The 21,908-nt window shown below is 60.0% G+C and carries 20 protein-coding genes; 12 read left to right on the top strand and 8 right to left on the bottom strand.

Annotation, left to right across the window (positions count from 1 at the left end; genetic code table 11):
* The first annotated feature begins 61 nt into the window (after window positions 1-61).
* Entirely contained in the window at window positions 62-637 is a 576-nt protein-coding gene (locus G5533_RS13780) for a 2-amino-4-hydroxy-6-hydroxymethyldihydropteridine diphosphokinase (protein ID WP_216979931.1), read from the top strand.
* On the opposite strand, the gene G5533_RS13775 is transcribed toward G5533_RS13780, so the two are convergent.
* Entirely contained in the window at window positions 563-1,267 is a 705-nt protein-coding gene (locus G5533_RS13775; protein ID WP_216979930.1) for an SDR family oxidoreductase, read from the bottom strand. The genes G5533_RS13780 and G5533_RS13775 overlap by 75 nt on opposite strands.
* 162 nt (window positions 1,268-1,429) lie before the next feature.
* Here G5533_RS13775 and G5533_RS13770 point away from each other — a divergent pair, with 162 nt between their 5' ends.
* A complete protein-coding gene (locus G5533_RS13770) occupies window positions 1,430-1,834 on the top strand; it encodes a CBS domain-containing protein (RefSeq protein WP_216979929.1) in 405 nt (134 codons plus the stop codon).
* Here the strand turns inward: G5533_RS13770 and G5533_RS13765 are convergent.
* Window positions 1,831-2,367 carry a DUF2301 domain-containing membrane protein gene (locus G5533_RS13765; protein WP_064338940.1) on the bottom strand — a complete coding sequence of 179 codons (537 nt, stop codon included), beginning with the start codon at window positions 2,365-2,367 and terminating at the stop codon, window positions 1,831-1,833. The genes G5533_RS13770 and G5533_RS13765 overlap by 4 nt on opposite strands.
* 87 nt (window positions 2,368-2,454) lie before the next feature.
* Between G5533_RS13765 and G5533_RS13760 the strand changes: the two genes are divergently transcribed.
* Entirely contained in the window at window positions 2,455-3,219 is a 765-nt protein-coding gene (locus tag G5533_RS13760) for a substrate-binding periplasmic protein (RefSeq protein ID WP_216979928.1), read from the top strand.
* A gap of 8 nt (window positions 3,220-3,227) precedes the next feature.
* Here G5533_RS13760 and asnC read toward each other — a convergent pair whose 3' ends face one another.
* The gene (gene asnC / locus G5533_RS13755) at window positions 3,228-3,689 is read right to left on the bottom strand and encodes a transcriptional regulator AsnC (RefSeq protein WP_216979927.1); all 462 of its coding nucleotides are present in this window, start codon (window positions 3,687-3,689) and stop codon (window positions 3,228-3,230) included.
* A gap of 154 nt (window positions 3,690-3,843) precedes the next feature.
* On the opposite strand from asnC, the gene asnA reads away from it, so the two are divergent.
* Window positions 3,844-4,836 (top strand): aspartate--ammonia ligase, encoded by a 993-nt coding sequence (asnA, locus tag G5533_RS13750; RefSeq protein WP_058056217.1) that lies wholly within the window; start codon window positions 3,844-3,846, stop codon window positions 4,834-4,836.
* 285 nt (window positions 4,837-5,121) lie between these two features.
* Here the strand turns inward: asnA and clpB are convergent, their stop codons facing one another.
* The 3 genes from clpB to rluD all read right to left on the bottom strand — a co-directional run bounded on the left by clpB (window position 5,122) and on the right by rluD (window position 9,829).
* Window positions 5,122-7,695 carry an ATP-dependent chaperone ClpB gene (clpB, locus tag G5533_RS13745; RefSeq protein ID WP_441254904.1) on the bottom strand — a complete coding sequence of 858 codons (2,574 nt, stop codon included), beginning with the start codon at window positions 7,693-7,695 and terminating at the stop codon, window positions 5,122-5,124.
* Between the two features lie 202 nt (window positions 7,696-7,897).
* Window positions 7,898-8,635 (bottom strand): peptidoglycan editing factor PgeF, encoded by a 738-nt coding sequence (pgeF, locus tag G5533_RS13740; RefSeq protein ID WP_441254902.1) that lies wholly within the window; start codon window positions 8,633-8,635, stop codon window positions 7,898-7,900.
* Between the two features lie 213 nt (window positions 8,636-8,848).
* Window positions 8,849-9,829 (bottom strand): 23S rRNA pseudouridine(1911/1915/1917) synthase RluD, encoded by a 981-nt coding sequence (rluD, locus tag G5533_RS13735; RefSeq protein ID WP_227341786.1) that lies wholly within the window; start codon window positions 9,827-9,829, stop codon window positions 8,849-8,851.
* Between the two features lie 117 nt (window positions 9,830-9,946).
* Between rluD and G5533_RS13730 the strand changes: the two genes are divergently transcribed.
* Window positions 9,947-10,702: an outer membrane protein assembly factor BamD gene (locus G5533_RS13730; protein ID WP_005339769.1), complete on the top strand. Its 756-nt coding sequence runs from the start codon at window positions 9,947-9,949 to the stop codon at window positions 10,700-10,702.
* A gap of 290 nt (window positions 10,703-10,992) precedes the next feature.
* Here the strand turns inward: G5533_RS13730 and G5533_RS13725 are convergent, their stop codons facing one another.
* Window positions 10,993-12,675: an ArnT family glycosyltransferase gene (locus G5533_RS13725; protein ID WP_421255806.1), complete on the bottom strand. Its 1,683-nt coding sequence runs from the start codon at window positions 12,673-12,675 to the stop codon at window positions 10,993-10,995.
* Window positions 12,662-14,029 (bottom strand): UDP-glucose dehydrogenase family protein, encoded by a 1,368-nt coding sequence (locus G5533_RS13720; RefSeq protein ID WP_216952253.1) that lies wholly within the window; start codon window positions 14,027-14,029, stop codon window positions 12,662-12,664. Before G5533_RS13720 ends, G5533_RS13725 begins: the two co-directional genes overlap by 14 nt.
* 401 nt (window positions 14,030-14,430) lie before the next feature.
* Between G5533_RS13720 and arnB the strand changes: the two genes are divergently transcribed.
* Genes arnB through arnF form a run of 7 tightly spaced genes read left to right on the top strand, consistent with a single transcriptional unit; the run spans window position 14,431 to window position 21,857 of the window.
* On the top strand, window positions 14,431-15,567 hold the full coding sequence (gene arnB / locus G5533_RS13715) for a UDP-4-amino-4-deoxy-L-arabinose aminotransferase (RefSeq protein WP_216952254.1): 1,137 nt from the start codon (window positions 14,431-14,433) through the stop codon (window positions 15,565-15,567).
* Window positions 15,568-15,573: 6 nt separating this feature from the next.
* Entirely contained in the window at window positions 15,574-16,554 is a 981-nt protein-coding gene (arnC, locus tag G5533_RS13710) for an undecaprenyl-phosphate 4-deoxy-4-formamido-L-arabinose transferase (protein ID WP_266135216.1), read from the top strand.
* Entirely contained in the window at window positions 16,551-18,542 is a 1,992-nt protein-coding gene (gene arnA, locus G5533_RS13705) for a bifunctional UDP-4-amino-4-deoxy-L-arabinose formyltransferase/UDP-glucuronic acid oxidase ArnA (protein ID WP_421255805.1), read from the top strand. The genes arnC and arnA overlap by 4 nt, the downstream gene beginning before the upstream one ends.
* Window positions 18,535-19,434 (top strand): 4-deoxy-4-formamido-L-arabinose-phosphoundecaprenol deformylase, encoded by a 900-nt coding sequence (gene arnD, locus G5533_RS13700; RefSeq protein ID WP_216952257.1) that lies wholly within the window; start codon window positions 18,535-18,537, stop codon window positions 19,432-19,434. The genes arnA and arnD overlap by 8 nt, the downstream gene beginning before the upstream one ends.
* Window positions 19,435-19,465: 31 nt before the next feature.
* Window positions 19,466-21,109 carry a lipid IV(A) 4-amino-4-deoxy-L-arabinosyltransferase gene (gene arnT / locus G5533_RS13695; RefSeq protein ID WP_421255804.1) on the top strand — a complete coding sequence of 548 codons (1,644 nt, stop codon included), beginning with the start codon at window positions 19,466-19,468 and terminating at the stop codon, window positions 21,107-21,109.
* Window positions 21,109-21,453, top strand: a complete 345-nt coding sequence (locus G5533_RS13690) for an EamA family transporter (RefSeq protein WP_216952259.1) — start codon at window positions 21,109-21,111, stop codon at window positions 21,451-21,453. The genes arnT and G5533_RS13690 overlap by 1 nt, the downstream gene beginning before the upstream one ends.
* On the top strand, window positions 21,450-21,857 hold the full coding sequence (arnF, locus tag G5533_RS13685) for a 4-amino-4-deoxy-L-arabinose-phosphoundecaprenol flippase subunit ArnF (RefSeq protein WP_216952260.1): 408 nt from the start codon (window positions 21,450-21,452) through the stop codon (window positions 21,855-21,857). The genes G5533_RS13690 and arnF overlap by 4 nt, the downstream gene beginning before the upstream one ends.
* The last annotated feature ends 51 nt before the right edge of the window (window positions 21,858-21,908 follow it).

The raw sequence follows: 21,908 nt of genomic DNA, 5'->3' as shown, positions 1-21,908 counted from the left end.
TAATCCGATAACCGTGAGCTGCGTATACATTTCAGATGAGCCCAACCCCGGGAAGGTGAGCATGTTCTATCTGTGTAGCATTGGATCCAATATTGACCCGCACATCCATGTCAGCCGCGCGCTGGCCGAGCTGTTTGTGAACGTCGGCCCCCTGCGGCTGAGTTCGGTGATCCGCACCAAGCCGGTGGGAATGCACTCCTGCCACGACTTTCTCAACTGCCTGCTGGTGGTGGAGAGCCCGCTCGATGCCGCCCGCCTCAAGCAGCACTTTGTCGCCCTTGAGGTAGCTCACGGCCGGGATCGCAGCGATCCACTCTGCAAGGTGCACGATCGGCCGCTCGACATCGATATTCTGGCCAGCAACAGGAGCGGTGACTTTGCCTCGGCAGAGGTCGATTCCTATCTGGCGGAGCTGCTGGCCGAGCTCTATGGCCATGGCGAGGTGCATGAGCCCAAGGTGGCGCTGCAAGTGACGCTCCCCGCCCCGTCGGGCAAACTCAAACCCGGCAAAGGCTTGCTGACTCGGCAGGTCGGGCTGGGGCCGCTGGTGCTCGGCAACCTATCAGAGGGTGGCCAGCGCCCGCCCGCCATCTACCTTGATGCTGGCCCCCGTCATATAACTGTTCCCCATCAGTAACTGCACCGCCTGCCAGATGGGCTCAAGTCCACCCTCCCGCGCCAGCGGTGTTTTCGCCAACACCTGCTGGCGCCATGCCTCGTCATGCTCGTCGAGAAACAGGATCGGCCCCGGCTCTATAGTGTTGACCCGCACCGCAGGCGCCAGCTCGCGGGCAAAGCTCATGGCCAGCGAATGGGCTCCCGCCTTGGTCGCCACATAGCTGGCAAAACGGGGGGCCGGGGCATGGATATAGATATCGGTGATGTGAATGATGCTGGCGTTGGGGTTGCTGGCAAGCTGGGGGGCCAACGCCCGGTTTAGCTGGAAGGGGGCCGCCATGTGTACCCGGTAGAACTGCTCGAATTGGGCCAGTTGCGCCGCCGGATCAGTTGCCTGCGGCTCGAAGGCCGAGGCGTTGTGGATCACCAGCGCCAGATCCTGATGGGCAGCCAGCACATCGATCAGCTTGCCAACGTCATCTTCCCGGCCAAAATCCGCCAGCACCAGTTCGACCCCCAGTGCTGCCAGCGTGGCTAGCTCCGGCCGCTCGCTGCGATAGCTGCCCGTCACCTGCCAACCCGCTGCCACCAGCTGTTCACAGAGATAAAATCCGAGTCGACGGCCGCAGCCCGTAACCAATGCACGCATACGATCTCCTTTCCCTTTCATGGTCTTGCATGAACGAAGCCCGCCTGCCAGCGGATCACCGCCGATGGCCGGTGCCTATCAATCTCTGCGGCACAAGCCATTGGTCGCGGGCCACCCACCCGCGTCATAGTGGCGGCATCCCCCTCTTGCGGAGTTACCACCATGCTGAAAGTACACCACCACATGGGTCGCCTGACCCACTCCCTGACTGCCGGACTCGGCCTGGCCGAGGCGCTGGATCGCCTGCATCAATCGGGTCTTGGCGGCCTGCCGGTGCTGGATGAGCAGAAACGGCTGATCGGCTTTCTTTCCGAACAAGATTGCATTCCCAGCCTGCTCACCGGCAGCTACCACTGCGATACCCGCACCCGGGTGGAGGATCTGATGAACCGTTCGCCCCTCTCGGTCGGGCCGGATGACAGTATTCTGGAGCTGGCCCGCCAGATGGCTGACGCCAAGCCCAAGATCTACCCGGTGCAGCAACAGGGCAAGGTGGTCGGCATCATCAGCCGCCGTCAGGTGATGCAGGCCCTCAACCAGCAGATGAAGGTGTGCCAGCAGACCTAGATCTGGTAACGCCCCTTGTCACCGATATCGAAGTGCAGGGGCATCCGCCACTTGGCCAGCGCCAGCAAGGTCAACAGGGCCCCGCAGGCCAGCGCCACCAGTGCGGCGGCCCACTCCACCCGCAACCACTCCAGCAGCCATAACGCCGGCAGCAATACGGGCACCAGCTTGATGCCGGGAATGGCGAAGCAAAACTGCTCCTTGAACGCCAGCCCGGAGAGGGTCGCCAAGGCCGCTCCCAGCACCAGCGCATCCGGCGCTCCTACCGCAGCCAGGGCCAGCGCGCCCCAACCAAATCCCTGCAGAATCAGGCGAATCCGCTTGTCGTAGATATGCAGCGAGAAGCCGCAGATTGCGCTTGCCACTGCCAGCGACATCAACCATTGTGCCGACGGGAGCAGTGCCATCCCGCTCAGCAGCGCCGCACCGCGGCAAAGCAGCAACAGGGCAGCTGCACTCAAGCCAAGGCGGTAGAGCGAGACGGTCAACTTGTCGATCCCGTCCAGCGGGCTCTCGATTTCAGGATTTGCCATAAACAGTCGCTTCTAACGGATCAGGTGCCATCCAATATACTGGAATCAGGTCTTGGAATATCTTCAAACGGGCTCAGGAGACGTAGTTTGCGTGTGATCCCCCTGTTTTGTTTGCTGTTTCCACTCGGATTGCCCGCCAAAGAGCTGGTGATCTGCGGCACCATGGAGCCCCCGCTCAAGTATCTCGATGCCGATCAGAAACCCCAGGGTCTTGATATCGATATCGTCACCGCCATATTCGACAAGCTGGAGACGCCCTTTCGGATCGAGCTGGCCGACTCCGGTGCCCGCCTCACCCGCAATGCCGAAACCGGCGCCTGCGACCTGGTGATGACCCACTCCTACAAGGCGGAGCGGGAGAGTTATCTCATCTATCCCCAACAGGCCCATCTTCGCCACAGCTGGCACTTCTTTGTACGCAAGGCGGACCTGATGAAGATCCGCTACGAAACGCTGGCCGATCTCAAACCCTGGCGCATCGGCGTGACCAAGGATTTCTCCTATACCCCTGAACTGGCAGCGGCCATGACCGACCCGGCCTATCAGTTTCAGGAGATCACCATGAACCAGCTGCAACTGCGTAAACTGCTGGCCGGACGGATCGATACCGTGCCCATGCCGCTGGTCACCGCCTTCACCCAGATCAAGGAGGAGGGGCTGACGGGTAAGGTCGATTACCTGCCCAAACCGCTCAAGAGCAGCCCCTACTTCAACACCTGGGCCCGCGCACGAGCAGATGCACAGACCCCCGCCCTGATGGCGGCCTACGATGCCGAGCTGCTGCGCATGAAGCGAAACGGCAGCCTCAAGGCCCTCTACGACAAGTACGCCATCCCCTATATCGAACCCTGATCAAGGGGTCAGGGTTTCACATCCCGCAGGATCGGGTTTTGCAGTGAAATCAGGGTTTCAGTGGACTGGATCTCGTCGATGGTCTGGATCTTGTTGATCAGCACTATCTGCAGCTCGTCGATGGAGCGTGTCATCACCTTCATGAAGATGCTGTAGTGGCCCGTGGTGTAGTAGGCTTCCACCACTTCGTCCAGCGCCTGCAGCTTGGCCAGTGCCGAGGGGTAATCCTTGGCACTCTTCAGATTGATCCCGATAAAGCAGCAGACGTCGTAACCCAGCTTCTTGGGGTTAACCTGCACCCGTGTCCCCTCGATGATCCCCGCCTGTTTCATCTTCTCCACCCGCACATGGATGGTGCCCGGGCTGACTGCCAGTTGTTTCGCCAGTTCGGCATAAGGAATACGCGCATTCTCCATCAGAGCGGAGAGGATGGCTTGATCGAGATTATCGATCCGGTAATTTTCCGGCATTTTTTTGTCCTCCCGTTAGCGATACGTCATTAAAAGCATCCTTATTTTGAAGAAAAAAACACACAAAGCCTATTTTTATTATCGAATATTGAATTTGGTTGGCAATCCGTTGAAGAATCACCACATCCAACGGGGTTTGAAACAGGAATTCAGCATGAAACAGCACTACATTCGCAGCCAACAGCAGATCAGCTTCGTCAAAGAGATGTTCTCCCGCCAACTCGCCCAGCAACTGGGTCTGATGGAGGTGCAAGCCCCCATTCTGAGCCGTGTCGGTGATGGCACTCAGGACAACCTCTCTGGCCATGAGAATGCAGTGCAGGTCAAAGTGAAAACCCTGCCGGAGCACAGCTACGAAGTGGTCCATTCACTGGCCAAATGGAAGCGTCAGACCCTGGGTCGCTTCGGCTTCGGCCCGGGCGAAGGGATCTACACCCACATGAAGGCACTGCGTCCGGATGAAGACAAGCTCACCCCCATCCACTCCGTCTACGTGGATCAGTGGGACTGGGAGAAGGTGATGCCGAGCGAGCGCCGCGATCTGGCCTATCTGCAGGAAACCGTGCGCGGTATCTGGGCCGCCATCAAGGCCACCGAGCGCGCAGTCTGCGCCGAGCATGAGCTGACCCCCTTCCTGCCAGCCGAGATCCAGTTCCTGCACAGCGAAGAGCTGCTGGCCCGTTACCCGGACCTCGATGCCAAGGGTCGCGAGCGTGCCATCGCCAAAGAGCTGGGCGCCGTGTTCCTGATCGGTATCGGCGGTGCCCTCTCCCACGGTGAGCGCCACGATGTGCGCGCCCCGGACTACGACGACTGGAGCAGCCACAACGAGCTGGGTCTGGCGGGTCTGAACGGTGACATTCTGGTGTGGAACCCGGTGCTGCAAGACAGCTTCGAGATCTCCTCCATGGGGATCCGGGTCGATGCCGAGGCGCTGCGCCGCCAGCTGGCCATCACCGGCGACGAGGATCGCCTGCAGTATGACTGGCATCAGGATCTGCTGGCCGCACGGATGCCGCAGACCATCGGCGGCGGCATCGGCCAATCCCGTCTGGCCATGCTGCTGCTGCAAAAAGAGCATATTGGTCAGGTGCAGGTTGGTGTCTGGCCGGCCGAGATGAAAGCCGCCGTGCAAGGCATGCTGTAACGAATGAAGGCTATGCTGGCGTCATCGCGCGGGCATGGCAACAGGCAGGTGGCCGTCGGGGTTGAGCGAGCGCATCCCCGGCAGGCTGTAAGAGGCAAGACCGGCAGCGGCCTTGCTTCGCAATCGGGGGCTTGCCCCTGCGACCCGCTCAACCCACGTCAGGTCGCGTCACTACATTCCTCCCGGCAATCTTCGGATTGCCGTTTTTTTGCGCCCGAATCCCCGCCACCAGATACGACAACGCCAGCCCGAGGGCTGGCGTTGCAAATATAGATGCGAGACTAGTTACTGGGTCATGGTGAGGCCGTTGCTGTCGGCCCCCAGCACCAGTTTTTTGCCCGGAACGATGCTACCGGAGAGCAGCGCCTGCGCCAGCGGGTTCTCCACCTTCTGCTGGATCGCCCGTTTGAGAGGCCGCGCCCCATAGACGGGGTCGAACCCAGCGTGGACCAGCTTCTCGAGCAGCGCTTCGCTCACCTCCACCTCGTAACCCTGAGCCTCGAGACGGCCCATCAGGCTCTTGAGCTGGATGCGGGCGATGGACTTGATGTGCTCCTCGCCGAGGGGGTGGAACACCACTGTCTCGTCGATCCGGTTGATAAACTCCGGCCGGAAACTGCGGGTCAGCACATCCATCAGCATGGCCTTCATCTCGTCGTAATCCTTCTCGGAGTGGTGCTCCTGAATCAGATCCGACCCGAGGTTGGAGGTCATGATCACCACCGAGTTGCGGAAATCGACGGTCCGACCCTGACCATCGGTCAGGCGGCCATCATCAAGCACCTGCAACAGGATGTTGAACACATCCGGATGCGCCTTCTCCACCTCGTCCAGCAGGATCACCGAGTAGGGACGACGGCGCACAGCCTCGGTCAGATAACCACCCTCTTCATAACCCACGTATCCGGGAGGCGCCCCCACCAGACGGGCCACGCTGTGTTTCTCCATAAACTCGGACATATCGATCCGCACCATGGCATCCTGGGTATCGAACAGGAACTCCGCCAGCGCCTTGCACAGCTCGGTCTTGCCCACCCCGGTGGGCCCCAGGAACAGGAAGGAGCCGATGGGGCGATTCGGATCGGAGAGACCGGCACGAGAGCGACGAATGGCGTTGGAGACCGCATCGACCGCCTCCTCCTGACCAATCACCCGGCTGTGCAGCTGATCTTCCATCCGCAGCAGCTTGTCGCGCTCCCCTTCCAACATGCGGGCGACCGGAATACCGGTCCAGCGGGCCAAGACGTCTGCAATCTCCACGTCGGTGACCCGGTTGCGCAGCAGACTGGTCTCCTGCATCTCGGCCTGAGTGGCGAGATCCAGCTGTTTCTCCAGCTCCGGAATGCGGCCGTACTGCAGCTCGGACATCCGACCCAGGTCGCCTGCGCGGCGCGCCACATCGAGATCCTGACGGGCCTGCTCCAGCGCAGCCTTGATATGCTGGGTGCCGGCAAGGGCGGCCTTCTCGGCCTTCCATACCTCGTCCAGCTCGTTGTATTCCCGATCTTTTTCGCCAATCTCCTGATTGATCAGCTCCAGACGCTTGCGGCTGGCGTCATCGTCCTCCTTCATCAGCGCCTGCTGCTCCAGCTTGAGCTGGATGATGCGCCGCTCGAGACGATCGAGCGCCTCGGGCTTGGAGTCGATCTGCAACCGGATGCTGGCTGCCGCCTCGTCGATAAGGTCGATGGCCTTGTCCGGCAACTGACGATCCGCAATGTAGCGGTGCGACAGCTGGGCCGCCGCCACAATCGCGGGGTCGGTGATCTGCACATGGTGGTGCAGCTCGTAACGCTCTTTCAGGCCGCGCAGGATGGCGATGGTGTCTTCGACTGTCGGCTCTTCCACCAGCACCTTCTGGAAACGGCGCTCCAGCGCGGCATCTTTTTCGATGTACTGACGGTACTCATCCAGGGTGGTGGCGCCGACGCAGTGCAGGTCGCCGCGGGCCAGCGCAGGTTTCAGCATGTTGCCCGCGTCCATCGCCCCTTCGCCCTTGCCGGCACCGACCATGGTGTGCAGCTCGTCGATAAAGAGGATGACGTTGCCCTCCTCCTTGGCGAGATCGGTCAGTACGGCCTTGAGCCGCTCCTCGAACTCACCGCGATACTTGGCACCGGCCACCAGCGCCCCCATGTCCAGCGACAGCACCCGCTTGTTCTTGAGACCTTCCGGCACTTCGCCGTTGATGATGCGCTGGGCCAGCCCCTCCACGATGGCGGTCTTGCCGACACCGGGAGCACCGATCAGCACGGGGTTGTTCTTGGTGCGGCGTTGCAGCACCTGAATGGTACGGCGGATCTCGTCATCACGGCCGATCACCGGGTCGAGCTTGCCGATTTCGGCCCGCTCGGTCAGATCGATGGTGTACTTCTCCAGCGCCTGACGGTTCTCCTCGGCGTTGGCATCCTCCACCTTCTTGCCGCCACGCACCTTGTCGATGGCCGCTTCCAGTTTCTCCTTGGTCAGCCCCTGGGCGCGCAGCAGCTCACCCAGCGTTCCCTTGTCGTCGAGGGCTGCCAGCACGAACAGCTCGGAGGAGATGAACTGATCCTTGCGCTGCTGGGCCAGTTTGTCGCAGACGTTGAGCAGGCGGCCGAGGCCGTTGGAGAGCTGCACGTCCCCTTCTACGCCGCTGACGCGCGGCAGGCGATCCAGCTCCTCACCGAGACGGGAGCGCAGGGCATTGATATCCATCCCGGTCAGGGTGAGCAACGGACGGATAGAGCCGCCATCCTGATTGACCAGTGCGGTCATCAGGTGAACGGGTTCGATAAATTGGTGGTCACGACCCAGCGCAAGAGACTGGGCATCGGAAATAGCAATCTGGAATTTGCTGGTAAGGCGATCGAGGCGCATTGCACTCCCCCTTCAAACAGGCAGACGCCGCTTGCGCGGCAAACAACATAACTTTCTGAGATGAAAGATGAGGCCCGTACGGGCTATTTCAAGGGCATGGACTGGTTATTTTTTCTGCAAGACGGGACAAGAACATGATCCCCGCCTCTCTCATATGGCTCTGGTCTTGAGAGAGACGGGCTATTACTTGGCGGGTGATTGCTTAGCGGGCCAACCAGATGAGGGAGGCCATCCGGCCGGTCTGGCCGTCGCGACGATAAGAGTAGAACTGCTCGCTATCGCTGAAGGTGCAGTATTCGCCGCCATAGACGGCGGTAACGCCGGCACGGGCGAGGCGCAACCGCGCCAGCTGGTAGATATCCGCCAACCATTTGCCGTCGTTGGACGAAGGGACGAACGCAGCTTCTGCTTCAGCCTGCTCAGCCATAAAGGCCTCGCGCACCTCCCCCCCCACTTCAAATGCGGTAGGGCCAATGGCCGGGCCCATCCAGGCCAGGAGCTCGCCCGGCTCGCAGCCCATGGCGACGATGCTCGCCTCCAGCACGCCCTCTTTCAGTCCACGCCAGCCTGCGTGGGCCGCTGCGACCACGGTACCTGCCCGATCGCAGAACAACACCGGCAGACAGTCAGCAGTCATCACGATGCAGGCCTGCTCCGCCTCATGGGCGCAGGCAGCATCAGCATCCGGCGCCTGCTGATAATGGCTGCTGACCTGATGAACCACGGTGCCGTGCACCTGATTAAGCCAGTTGAGGGGCCCCGGGATGGCAGCCGCCTGCTGCAGCCGGGCCCGATTGGCCTCGACTCGCACCGGTTCGTCACCCACGTGGGCCCCCAGATTGAGGCCGGTAAAGACCCCTTCACTTACTCCGCCATCCCGGGTGGTCGAAAGGGCACGGACGCACGCTGGTGCCGGCCAGTCGGGTTCAAGCCATTTCATTGCTCACTCCTTCACGCTCTATCGTTCAAATGGAAACGGGGCGCTTGGCTGCAACCAGTCAAGACGCCCCGTTTCAAGGTTCTGTGTGCTACGCGCTGTATCGGCGGGTTACGGCAGAAGTTGTCGCAATACCGCCAGATTCATCACCCTTTCCAGACCAGCTCGTCCAGGTTGGCGAGGGCTATTCAGGAGTGCAGTGCCTCAATCAAGCCACTATTTCCAGACCAATTCATCCGGATTGGCGAGGGTGTCGGCACGCAGCACCTCCATCAGCGCCACCATGTCTTGCGGCGTGGGGGAGTGCCACTGCATCACTTCACCCGTGATGGGATGAGCCAGCTGCAGCATGGTGGCGTGCAGCGCCTGACGATGGAAGTTGCGCAGCGCCTCGGTCAGCTCGGGGGTCGCGTTGCGCAGCGGGCGCAGACGGCCACCGTAGGCGGGATCCCCCACCAGCGGGTGTTTGATGTGCGCCATGTGGACACGGATCTGGTGGGTACGGCCGGTTTCCAGACGCAGACGCAGACGGGTGTGGCCACGGAACTTCTCGTGCACCCGGTAGTGGGTCACAGAGGGGCGGCCATTGGGCACCACGGCCATATGGGTACGCTGGGTCGGGTGACGGCCTATGGGCGCATCAACCGTACCACCTGCGGTCATGTGACCGATGGCGATCGCTTCGTACTCACGGGTGATCTGGCGCGCCTGCAACGCTTCCACCAGATGGGTCTGGGCGGGTACGGTTTTGGCAACCACCATCAAACCTGTGGTGTCTTTATCCAGACGATGCACGATACCGGCGCGGGGTACCTCGGCAATGCCGGGGTAGCGGTGCAGCAGGGCGTTGAGGATGGTGCCATCCGGCGTGCCTGCGCCCGGGTGAACCACCAGACCGGCTGGTTTGTCGATCACCAGAATGTGTTCATCTTCATAAACGATGTTGAGCTCGATATCCTGGGCATCCCAGCGAGTATCATCTTCCAGCTCGACATTCACATGCACCTGCTGCCCGGCCAAAATCTTCTCGCGCGGGGTGTTGGCAACCTGACCGTCCAGGGTCACTCTGTCCTGTAAAATCCACTCCTTGATGCGGGTGCGGGAGTAGTCTGGAAACAATTCGGCCAGGGCCTGGTCGAGTCGCTGCCCGAATTGGTGATCCTGGAATTCGCCTGTCAGTTCAATATGCTGGCTCATGTATGGTCTCTTGAGCGGGGGGTATCAATTCGAAATAATCCGGGTATTCTAGCTTTTCTTTTAGCCAAGCATAACGGATACTTTGCCAATTTCGTGGAAATGGACCGGATGTTGTTGATGGGAAAGAAGTCTCACCTGCTGATGTCGCTCGCCTTGGTCGCTACCTTGATCACAGGCTGTTCCAGCACCAAACCCAAGGTACCCGACGAACCGCCGGAGACCCTGTACCAGAAAGCACGCCTCAAACTGGACGTTGGCAATTACGTGCAAGCCACTGAATTACTTGAGGCTTTGGACTCTCGCTACCCGTTCGGCGCCTACTCTAACCAGGTACAGCTTGACCTCATCTATGCCTACTACAAGCAGGATGATACCGCTCAGGCGATCGCCAATATCGACCGTTTTATCCGCCTCAATCCGGCGCATAAAAATATCGATTACGTATTCTATATGCGCGGCCTGACCAACATGGCGGCGGATTACAACTTCTTCCAGAGCCTGTTCGGTATCGGTCGTGACGACAAAGACCCGGCTTATGCCCGTCAGGCATTCCAGGATTTCAAGACCCTGCTGCAAAACTACCCCAACAGCGTCTATGCCGCCGATGCCCGCGCTCGCATGATTGGCCTGAAGAATCGTCTGGCCCGATATGACCTGAGCGTGGCCGAGTATTACGTGAAGCGTGATGCACTGGTCGCGGCCGCCAACCGGGCCAAGCTGATTGTCGAGACCTACCCCGACACAGCCGAAACCGAGAAGGCACTGGAGATCATGGTCGAGTCTTACGACGCCCTGAAGATGCCGCAGCTGGCCAAGCATGCCCGCGAAGTGCTGGCCAAGAACTACCCGGAGAACCGCCTCGGCCGTGGCTGAGTGATACGGATAAACCGGTAATAAAAAAACCGATGCCAAGGCATCGGTTTTTTTATCTTTGCAATCCACCAATCCGGCTGGGTGAAGTTCCTGCAACCCATAGCGGTCGCGGCCCCTCACACCCCATCTATCCCATTCATTAGCCACCTGCGAGATGGCCGCATCGTGAAGTTCGCTTATCACCAAGGGTTGCAAACCCGCTGTCAGCCCGACGCTAGGCCGGGAAGAGCGGAACCGTCACCACACGGCCATATTGCCTCATACAGTGCCCCTGAATGGGAATAGATGGCTTAATGGCACCGTAATCCTGTCACCAGAGTCAGTAGTTGCCCCTTGTCCGAGCGCAGAGCGGTCTGGGCCAGCAACTGATAGGGAATCCCCTCCAGCAGCTTGACCCTCTCCCCGGCCGTACCATTGACCAACACGGCATCAAACCGGGCATCACGACAGGCAACCACATCCCTCACTTTCTCCCTGTCCAGATTCATTACCTGCATCTGCTCATAGGCAGAGAGCAGACCAAGCTCCGTCTCCCCCAATTGCCAGCCGGCGATGCGATCCCGCTTCTCGAGCGGTATTCCCTCAAGCAACCGGGCCATCTTTCCCGATACTCCCTTGGCGGCATCGATCAAGGGGTAAACCAGTGTAAAGGTGAGCAGAAACATGATGGCCACCGAGCTGGCAACATGAGTAGCGCCATGCACCTCCTTGCGCCGCAACAACAGCGCCAGCGCAATCACGAAGAGCATACTGGCGGGGATATAACGCCACCCCAGCTTGCTGGCGACCTGTAGCACGTCTGCCGGAACATGACTGGCCACCGGTAGTGAAGGGCCCAGCAGAGGTAGCCCTATGACCACGACACAGAACAGCAGCATGAAACAGAGCCATCCCCGACCATAGCGAGCCGTCCATCCCGGCCAGTTCAGGCTGACCTGACCCAGCATGATGGCAAATACCGGCAACAACGGAAAAAGATAGAGGGTGCGCTTGGTGGATGAGAGGGTTAACAGCAAAAGGGTGCCCACTGCCCAGCACAACAGAAATAACCTCTCACGACTCCAGCGTCGCTGTTTGATGGTTTGCCAACCCCAATAGAAAATGAATGGCAACCAGGGGTTGGTATATTCAGCCATCCCCCATAAATAATAAAGATATGCCCCTTTCTTGATGTGGCCGAGTTCGGTCGAGGTGCCTGTCAGGCGGCCTACCTGATTCTGCCAGAACCACTCATTCCATAAAGCATCGCCATCGACATGATTAATTAATTCACGAATCCACGCTGCCACTGGCAATATAAAACAGAGCAGCATCAGCAGATGCTGCCAGATAAATCCTGGCAGTTTTTTGTCGATGGCGGCACATCTTGCAGCGAAGAAGAATAGCGGGAACCAGCCAAAAAAAACTGTCAGTGGCCCAATAGGACCTTTTGCCATAAAACAGCCCGCCAACCCTATTCCGGCCAGTATCGCCATCCACCGACGGCTTACAAGGTAATATTCTGAAAATGCCCAAAGGGTAAATATGACAAAGAAGGCAAGCGCACTGTCCGTTCTAATCCAGTGCGTGTTGATGATAAATCCTTCCATGGTGCCCAGTGCGATCACCGACCAGATCGCGGCCGATCTATTGCCAAGCAGGCGATAGGCCAGCAGGCCGGTAAAGAGCAGCATACCCGCCGCCCAGACCACGCCCGCCAACCGCAGGCTATTGGTCACCCCCAGCCAGGATTCAAACCCATCAAGAAACGGCAGAGCGGCCATATAGAAGAGCGGCGGCTTCTCGATAAAGCTGTGCCCGCCAAGGGTCGGTACCACCCAATCGCCATTGCGGTACATCTCGAGTGCAATGGCTGCCTCACGCGGCTCGTCAGGGGTCCAGAGCTGATGGTCAAACTGGCCAGACAGCAGCACCAGCGTAACCAGCAGCAACATCCAGCAGAGCGTGCGCTCCGAAATATCAGCACTCTGCATGGCTCATACCTTCTGTAATGGTCTCCCCACGCCCGATGGCATAGTAGGAAAAGCCCAGCCCCTTCATCTTGAGCGGATCGTAGAGATTGCGACCATCGACGATGAGGGGGTGCGCCAGCATCTTCCTGATCTGGGCAAAATCGGGCGCCTTGAACTCGTTCCACTCGGTACAGATGACCAACGCATCCGCCCCCGCCAGCGCTGCCTCCCTGGTCCCCATCAGCGACAGCTCGGGCTGGCAACCATAGATACGCTGTGCCTCCTTCATCGCCACCGGATCGAAGGCCTGCACCCGGGCCCCCTCCTGCCAGAGCGCCTCCATCAACACCCGGCTCGGCGCTTCGCGCATGTCATCCGTATTGGGCTTGAAGGCGAGTCCCCAGATGGCGATGGTCTTGCCCGCCAGCGACTCGCCTCGCTCGTGAAAGTGGCAGGCCAGGGTGTCGAAGAGCTTGAACTTCTGCCGCTCGTTGACCCGCTCCACCGCACGAATAAGCGGCGTGTCGTAGTCGAGGGCCGCTGCAGTCGCCAGAAATGCCCTCACATCCTTGGGGAAACAGGATCCGCCATAACCACAACCGGGATAGATAAACTGGTAGCCGATGCGCTGGTCGGCACCAATCCCCTGCCGCACCAGTTCGATATCGGCACCGACCCGCTCGGCCAGCCCGGCCATCTCGTTGATAAAGCTGATCTTGGTGGCCAGCATGCAGTTGGCGGCGTATTTGGTCAGCTCGGCACTGCGAACATCCATAAACAGAATGCGGTCGTGATTGCGATTAAATGGCTCATACAACTCGCGCATCACGGCTCTGGAACGCTCCTTGCCGGTGCCGATAACAATGCGATCCGGGCGCTGGCAATCCCTGACGGCCGCCCCCTCTTTCAGAAATTCCGGATTGGAGACCACATCGAATTCAAACTGCTTGCCAAGTTCGGCCTGCTGCTCCCTGACCCAGTAAAACACCTTGTCTGCCGTACCAACCGGCACGGTGGATTTGTTGACGATGATCACCTCATCTGCACGATGCTGGGCAATCGATCTCGCCACCGCCCTGACGGCGCTCAGATCGGCCGAACCATCCTCATCAGGGGGCGTACCGACGGCGATAAATTGCACGTCACCATGGGTAACCGCCATGGGAATATCCGTGGTGAATGTCAGCGAGCCATTTTGCAATGTCTGGTGTAATAACACATCCAGTCCCGGCTCATATATTGGTAATTCGCCATGGGATAATCTATTTATTTTATCTGCATCGAGATCGATACAAACAACCTGGTGCCCTACATCTGCCAATACAATTGCCTGTACCAGTCCGACATAGCCACTGCCAAACACTGTGATATTCATAACGATTTTTCCATAATGCGTAATGATGGAAACTTTACATCCTTTACTCAATTGCACTACGGGCAATTTGTAACAAGCAATGTCAATTCTGAATGACACCCAACCTATTGATCAATAGCAGATGATTTAGATGGCGACAGTCAAAAAAGTGGCTAAACACCAACCTAAAATAAAGCCAAGCGATTTTTTGTTACGAGATATTTCCATATTAAGCCACGCCATCAAAACGGCAGTAATTGTTACCAAGTGTTGCTGTGCGCTTGAATAAAAACTCGTTATTCAGCTACTTTCAAAATATATCGAGCAATCTCGACACTTTCCCCAGGCATATTTCCAGTGAAAATCAGCAATGCAGATTTTCATCGTCATTTTATTTTTTGCGACATTAAGACCGGAGTCGTATGAAAGACTTTCTGCCATTCTCAAAGCCTGCCATGGGCGAGGCCGAGATCCGTGCCGTCAGCGAGGTGTTGCAATCGGGATGGATCACCACGGGCCCGAAAAATCATGAGCTGGAGCAGCGTTTCTGCGAGACCTTTGGCTGCCAGCATGCGGTCGCGCTTTGCTCCGCGACCGCGGGCATGCATGTCACCCTGATGGCGCTGGGGATTGGCCCGGGTGACGAGGTGATCACCCCCTCCCAGACCTGGGTCTCCACCATCAACATCATCACCCTGCTGGGGGCCACCCCGGTCTTTGTCGATGTGGACAGGGATACTCTGATGGTCAGCGCCGACCAGATAGCGCCGCTCATCACCCCCAACACCCGGGCCATCATCCCGGTCCACTACGCAGGGGCACCGGTCGACCTCGACCCCATCCTCGCCCTGGGTCGCCAGCACGATATTCCAGTCATCGAAGATGCCGCCCATGCAGTCGGCACCCGCTATCGCGCGCGCTGGGTCGGGGAAACCGGCACCGCCATCTTCTCTTTCCACGCCATCAAAAATCTTACCTGTGCCGAGGGAGGAATGCTGGTGACCGATGACCAGGCGCTGGCCGACAAGGCTCGCATGCTGAAATTTCACGGCCTGGGAGTCGATGCCTTCGACCGCATGACGCAGGGACGCAAGCCGCAGGCGGAGGTGATCATGCCGGGCTTCAAATACAACCTGGCCGACATCAACGCCGCCATCGCCCTGGTGCAGCTGGCCCGCCTGCCCGAGCTCAATGCCAAGCGGGTCGAACTGGTGTCTCGCTACCATGAACGTCTGGCCAACCTGCCGCTGGCACCGCTGGCCATCCCCACCTACCCCCATCTGCATGCCTGGCACCTCTTCATGGTGCGGGTCGACCCCGAGCAGTGCGGCCTCGATCGCGATCAGCTGATGCAGGCGCTGCAGGAGCGAGGCATCGGCAGTGGCCTGCATTTTCGCGCCGCCCACACCCAGAAGTACTACCGGGAGCGCTATCCGGATCTTTCGCTACCCAACACAGAGTGGAACTCGTCACGGCTCTGCACCCTGCCCCTCTTCCCCGACATGACGCTCTCCGACGTGGATCGGGTTGTGGCAGCCCTGACCGACATACTGGAGTAACAATACGTGAACCATAACGACATCAAACGGGTCTCAGTCATCATCCCCGTCTACAACGAGGAGGCGAGCCTGCCGGAACTGCTGCAACGGGTGACCGACACCTGCGAGCAGCTGAGCCAGGATTACGAAGTGATCCTGATCGACGACGGCAGCAACGACCGATCCGCCACCATCATCAGCGAAGCCGCCAATCGCGAAGGGAGCAAGCTGGTCGCCGTGCTGCTCAACCGCAACTATGGCCAGCATGCCGCCATCATGGCCGGCTTCGAGACGGCAACAGGGGATCTGGTGATCACCCTGGATGCCGATCTGCAGAACCCGCCGGAAGAGATCCCGCGGCTGGTCGCCACCGCCATGGAAGGGTATGACGTGGTCGGCACCATCCGCCGCAACCGGCAGGATTCATGGTTTCGCAAGACAGCCTCACGCTTTATCAACAAGTCGGTACAGCGGGCCACCGGCGTCCAGATGAGCGACTACGGCTGCATGCTGCGTGCCTATCGCCGCCACATCATCGACGCCATGCTCTGCTGTCAGGAGCGCAGCACCTTCATCCCCATCCTGGCCAACAGCTTTGCCCGCCGCACCACCGAGCTGGAGGTGGGCCACGCCGAGCGGGCCCACGGCGAATCCAAATATGGCCTGATGCACCTTATCAACCTGATGTACGACCTGGTCACCTGCATGACCACGGCCCCGCTGCGCCTGCTCAGCATCGTTGGCAGCCTGGTGGCGGGGATCGGCTTCACCTTCTCGATCCTGCTGCTGCTGCTGCGTCTGTTACTGGGCGCCGACTGGGCAGCAGATGGCGTCTTCACCCTGTTTGCCATTCTCTTCACCTTTGTCGGCGTACAGCTGATCGGGATGGGGCTGCTGGGTGAGTACATAGGCCGCATGTATACCGATGTGCGCGCCCGTCCCCGCTACTTCATTCACCAAGTCGTTCGCTCCACACCGGATGCTTCGCAACAGGAAACTCAATCATGAACGTTGTTGTCTTTGCCTATCACGATATCGGCTGCACCGGTATCGAGTCCCTGCTTCAGGCCGGTTATCAGATCCAGGCGGTCTTCACCCACGCCGATGATCCGGGCGAGAACCGCTTCTTCGGTTCGGTGGCCCAGCTCTGCGCCGAACATGACCTGCCGGTCTACTCTCCCGAAGACGTGAACCACCCGCTCTGGGTCGAGCGTATCCGCGAACTGGCGCCCGAGGCCATCTTCTCCTTCTACTACCGCAACCTGCTCAAGCAGGAACTCCTCGATATCCCGACCGTCGGGGCCTTCAATCTGCATGGATCCCTGCTGCCTGCCTATCGTGGCCGGGCGCCCATCAACTGGTGTCTGGTCAACGGCGAGCGCGAAACCGGCATGACCCTGCACCGGATGACAGCCCGTGCCGATGCCGGCGATATCCTTGCCCAACAGGCAGTAACCATTGCCCACGATGACACCGCACTGACCCTGCATGGCAAGATGCGCCAGGCAGCCCACGCCCTGCTGGAAGGGGAGCTGGTCAAACTCAAGCGCGGTGACGCCACCTTCACCCCGCAGGACGAGAGCAAGGCAAGCTACTATGGTCGCCGCACCCCGGCCGATGGCAAGCTGCGCTGGGATAAGCCCGCCAGGGATCTCTATAACCTGGTACGTGCCGTTACCCAGCCCTACCCGGGGGCCTTCAGCTTCGCCGGTGATCGCAAGCTGACGGTCTGGCAGGCAAAGCCGCTGGCGATCCAGAGCGACCAGCAGCCGGGCACCATTCTCTCCCACGACCCGCTGCAGGTGGCCTGTGGTGAAGGGGTGCTGGAGATCCTGACAGGCCAGGCCGAAGGAGGGCTCTATGTACGCGGCGCCCAACTTGCCCGCGAGCTGGGGCTGATGGAAGGGATGAAGATCGGCGACAAGGCGAGCAAGGCCATGCGCAAGGCACGGCTGACCCGGGTGTTGATCCTCGGCGTCAACGGCTTTATCGGCAACCACCTCACCGAGCGTCTGCTCAAGGATGGCGGCTACGAGGTCTATGGCCTCGATATTGGCTCCAGCGCAGTGGAACGCTTCATCGGCCACCCCCACTTCCACTTCGTGGAGGGGGACATCAGCATCCACACCGAGTGGATCGAGTACCACATCAAGAAGTGCGACGTGATCCTGCCGCTGGTGGCCATCGCCACCCCCATCGAGTACACCCGCAACCCGCTGCGGGTGTTCGAACTCGACTTTGAAGAGAACCTCAAGATCGTCCGCTACTGCGTCAAGTACCACAAGCGCATCATCTTCCCCTCCACCTCCGAGGTGTACGGGATGTGCGACGACCACAGCTTCGACGAAGATGAATCCCGCCTCATCGTCGGCCCCATCAACAAGCAGCGCTGGATCTACTCGGTCTCCAAGCAGCTGCTGGATAGGGTGATCTGGGCCTACGGCAAAAAAGAGGGGCTCAACTTCACACTGTTCCGTCCCTTCAACTGGATGGGCCCACGCCTCGACAGCCTGGACTCTGCCCGCATCGGCAGTTCCCGCGCCATCACCCAACTGATCCTCAATCTGGTGGACGGCACCCCGATCCAGCTGGTGGATGGCGGCGCCCAGAAACGCTGCTTCACCGATATTGAGGATGGCATTGAAGCCCTGTTTCGCATCGTCGAAAACAGGGGCAATCGCTGCAACGGCCAGATCATCAACATCGGCAACCCGGATAACGAGGCGAGCATTCGCGAGATGGCCGAGGTGCTGCTCGCCAAGTTCGAGGCCCACCCGTTGCGCCACCACTTCCCGCCATTTGCCGGCTTCAATCTGGTGGAGAGCAAGTCCTTCTACGGCGACGGCTATCAGGATGTCTCCCACCGCCGCCCGAGCATCCGTAATGCCCGCAAGCTGATCGACTGGGAACCGACCATCGAGATGGAAGAGACCATCGGCAAGACGCTGGACTTCTTCCTGCAGGGGGCGGTCACGACGGGAGTCGAGCATGACTGAAGTGGGTCTGCGGATCGACGTCGATACCTTCAGGGGAACCCGTGACGGGGTTCCCCGCCTGCTGCAACTGCTCGACAAGCATCAGGTGAAGGGGAGTTTCTTCTTCTCGGTCGGTCCGGACAACATGGGGCGCCACCTGTGGCGCCTGCTAAAACCCCGCTTCCTGCTCAAGATGCTGCGTTCCAACGCCGCATCCCTCTATGGGCTCGATATCCTGCTGGCTGGCACCGCCTGGCCCGGCAAGTCCATCGGCAGAGAGCTGGGTTCCCTGATGCGCGACACCGATAAGGCGCACCATGAGGTGGGGCTGCATGCCTGGGATCACCACGGCTGGCAGGCCAATACCGGTCGCTGGGACGAAGCCGAACTGATCCGCCAGACCCGGCTCGGAGTCGATGCCCTGAGCGAGATCCTGGGGCGCGAAGTGGATTGCTCCGCCGCCGCCGGCTGGCGAGCCGATCCCCTCACCACCCAGGCCAAGGAGCAGTTCGGCTTTCGTTACAACAGTGACTGCCGTGGCTGCGGCCTGTTCCGTCCCATTCTGGAGGATGGTCGGCCCGGCACCCCGCAGATCCCGGTCAACCTGCCCACCTTTGACGAGGTGATTGGCAGCCAGGTGACGGCCGAGCGCTTCAACCACTTCCTGCTGGAGCAGCTGACTGCGGCACCGCAACCGGGCCCCCATGTCTACACCATCCACGCCGAGGTGGAGGGGATCGTCATGGCCGAGCAGTTCGATCTCCTGCTCGATGAAGCCAGGTCGCGCGGCATCCACTTCATCCCCCTTGGCAACCTGCTTCCCCCCGACCCAGCCCTCTTGCCGACCAGCCATCTGCTGCGCGGCTCCCTGCCAGGACGCGAAGGGTGGCTCGGTTGCAAGATGACGCCATGAACCCGCTCGCCAGATTGCAACAGAGAATCTCATGAAGATGACCCGATGGGCCCTGCCCCTTTTCTTCCTCGCCTTTTACCTGCTGCCACTCAACCAGCGGATGCTGTGGAGCCCGGACGAAAACCGTTACGCCGAGATCAGCCGGGAGATGATCACCACGGGTGACTGGGTGGTGCCCCACTTCCTTGGCCTGCGCTACTTCGAGAAACCCATCGCCGGTTTCTGGTTCAACAGCCTCAGCCAGCTGCTGTTTGGCGAGAGCAACTTTGCGGTCCGCTTCGCCTCGGCCGCAGCCACCGGCCTGAGCGCCCTGCTGATCTTCTGGTTCGCTCTGCAGCTGTGGCAGTGCCGGCGTACAGCGTGGTTCGCCAGCCTGATCTATCTCTCGACCCTGATCGTCTACGGCATCGGCACCTACAGCGTGCTGGATGCCATGGTCACCCTCTGGCTCAATGCCGCCATGGTGAGCTTCTACCTCATCCGGCAAGAAGGGCCGCCCGGTCGCAGAGTGGCAGGCTATCTGCTGTTCGGCCTCGCCTGCGGCATGGGCTTTCTCACCAAAGGCTTTATCGCACTGGCGGTACCCGTGGTAGCCATCATGCCCTACGCCATCTATCAGCGCCGTCTGCGCGAGCTGGTATGTTTCGGGCCGCTGGCCATCCTTAGCGCGGCTCTGCTGGTCGCCCCCTGGGCCATCGCCGTACACCTGCGCGAGCCGGACTACTGGCACTACTTCTTCTGGATTGAGCACATCCAGCGCTTCGCCTCGGAAGATGCGCAGCACAAGGCGCCATTCTGGTACTACCTGCCGATGGGGCTGCTCGGCACCCTGCCCTGGCTCGGCCTGCTGCCGGGGGCACTGAAGCAAGGATGGCAAGCGCGCAAGAACAGCCCGGAAACCCTCTATCTGTTGGCCTGGGTGGTGTTGCCGCTGCTCTTCTTCAGCATTGCCAAAGGCAAGCTGCTCACCTATATCCTGCCCTGTTTCGCCCCGCTGGCCATGCTGATGGCCACCAGCGCCGTGGACAAAATCAAGGAAGGTAAAGAGCGGGCCTTCAAACTCAACGCCTGGCTGAACGGCCTGTTCGGCCTCATCGGACTGGTAGTGCTGACCGTGCTGGCTTTATCCCGCGACCAAGCCATCTACGGTGAAGAGGATCACGGGGCACTGTCGGTGGCCATGGCCATCTTTATCGGCTGGTCCCTGCTCGGACTCATCCAGTTGCAGGCGGTCAGTCGCCGCTGGGTCCTGAGCGCGCTCTGCCCCATGATACTGGCCATCGGCCTGCCCTGGGCGCTGCCGCAATCACTGATCGACTCAAAGCTGCCAGAGCGTTTCATCGAGACCAATCAGGCCGTGCTGCAGGGTTCAGAGACTCTGCTGGCCAGCGATCCGGGACTGGCATCCGCTCTCGCCCGGAGCACCCGGCGCGGCGAGATCATGCTGTTCGACGACAAAGGAGAGCTAGCTTACGGCCTGGGCTATCCGGATGCCAAGGGCCGCTATGTTGCCCGTGCAGAGTTCCCGAGATGGTTGGCACAAGCGCGCGAGAAGGGGCAAGTTGCCCTGCTGATGAAGACCGATCACGACGGAGAGACCGGCCCTCTGCCCCCTGCCGACGAGACCCTCGTCAGCCACCGGCTGACCCTGCTCATCTACCATGGAGTACGCTGATGGATATAGTGCTGCTATTACTGGTGTGCCTGCTGACCAGCAGCGGCCAGATGCTGCAAAAGCAGGCCGTTATCTGCTGGCAGCGTAACCCCTGTAACCACCTGCAAAAGCTGCGTTCCCCCTGGCTTGTTGCCAGCGTGGCAGCACTTGGCAGTGGCATGCTGCTCTGGATTTATCTGTTGCAACGACTGCCGCTGAGCATGGCCTACCCCATGCTCAGCATTAATCTGGTGCTGGTGCTGCTCGGCTCACGCCTCTTTTTCCACGAGCCGGTGAGCAGCCACAACTGGCTGGGGGCTGCCACCATCATCGTCGGCGCCCTGCTGCTGGGAGGCCTGCGATGAAGGGCTATCTCTACGTGTTAGGCAGCATAGTGCTGGTGACGGTGGCGCAGCTCTGCATGAAGTGGGGAGCGATCAGCCTCCCTGCATGGCAGGCCGATCCCGCCGTGATGCTGGCTCACCCCCTGCCACTCCTCACCATCGTCATCGGCATCCTCTGCTACGGGCTATCGCTGCTCTGCTGGCTGGCCGCGCTGCACTCCACACCGCTCAATATCGCCTACCCACTGCTCAGCACCAGTTACGGGCTGGTCTATCTGCTGGCGGTGAGCATGCCGGTCTTTGCCGAACCGCTGGTGGCAAGCAAGGCGGCAGGTGTTGCGCTTATCTTCTTCGGCGCCGTGCTGGTCGGCAGCAAACCGGCGACAGGCAAGCCGGAGCGGCAAGATCCCCCTGCCAATCCCTGAGGCAGCTTTAAACAAAAAGAAGAGGCGGCCCCCTGTGCCGCCTCTTCTCAT

This window comes from Aeromonas sp. A600620, from assembly GCF_029479985.1.
Taxonomy (GTDB): Bacteria; Pseudomonadota; Gammaproteobacteria; order Enterobacterales; family Aeromonadaceae; genus Aeromonas; species Aeromonas veronii_A.
Note: the sequence above shows the minus strand (reverse complement) of the source record. Positions and strands in the feature narration are given on the sequence as shown.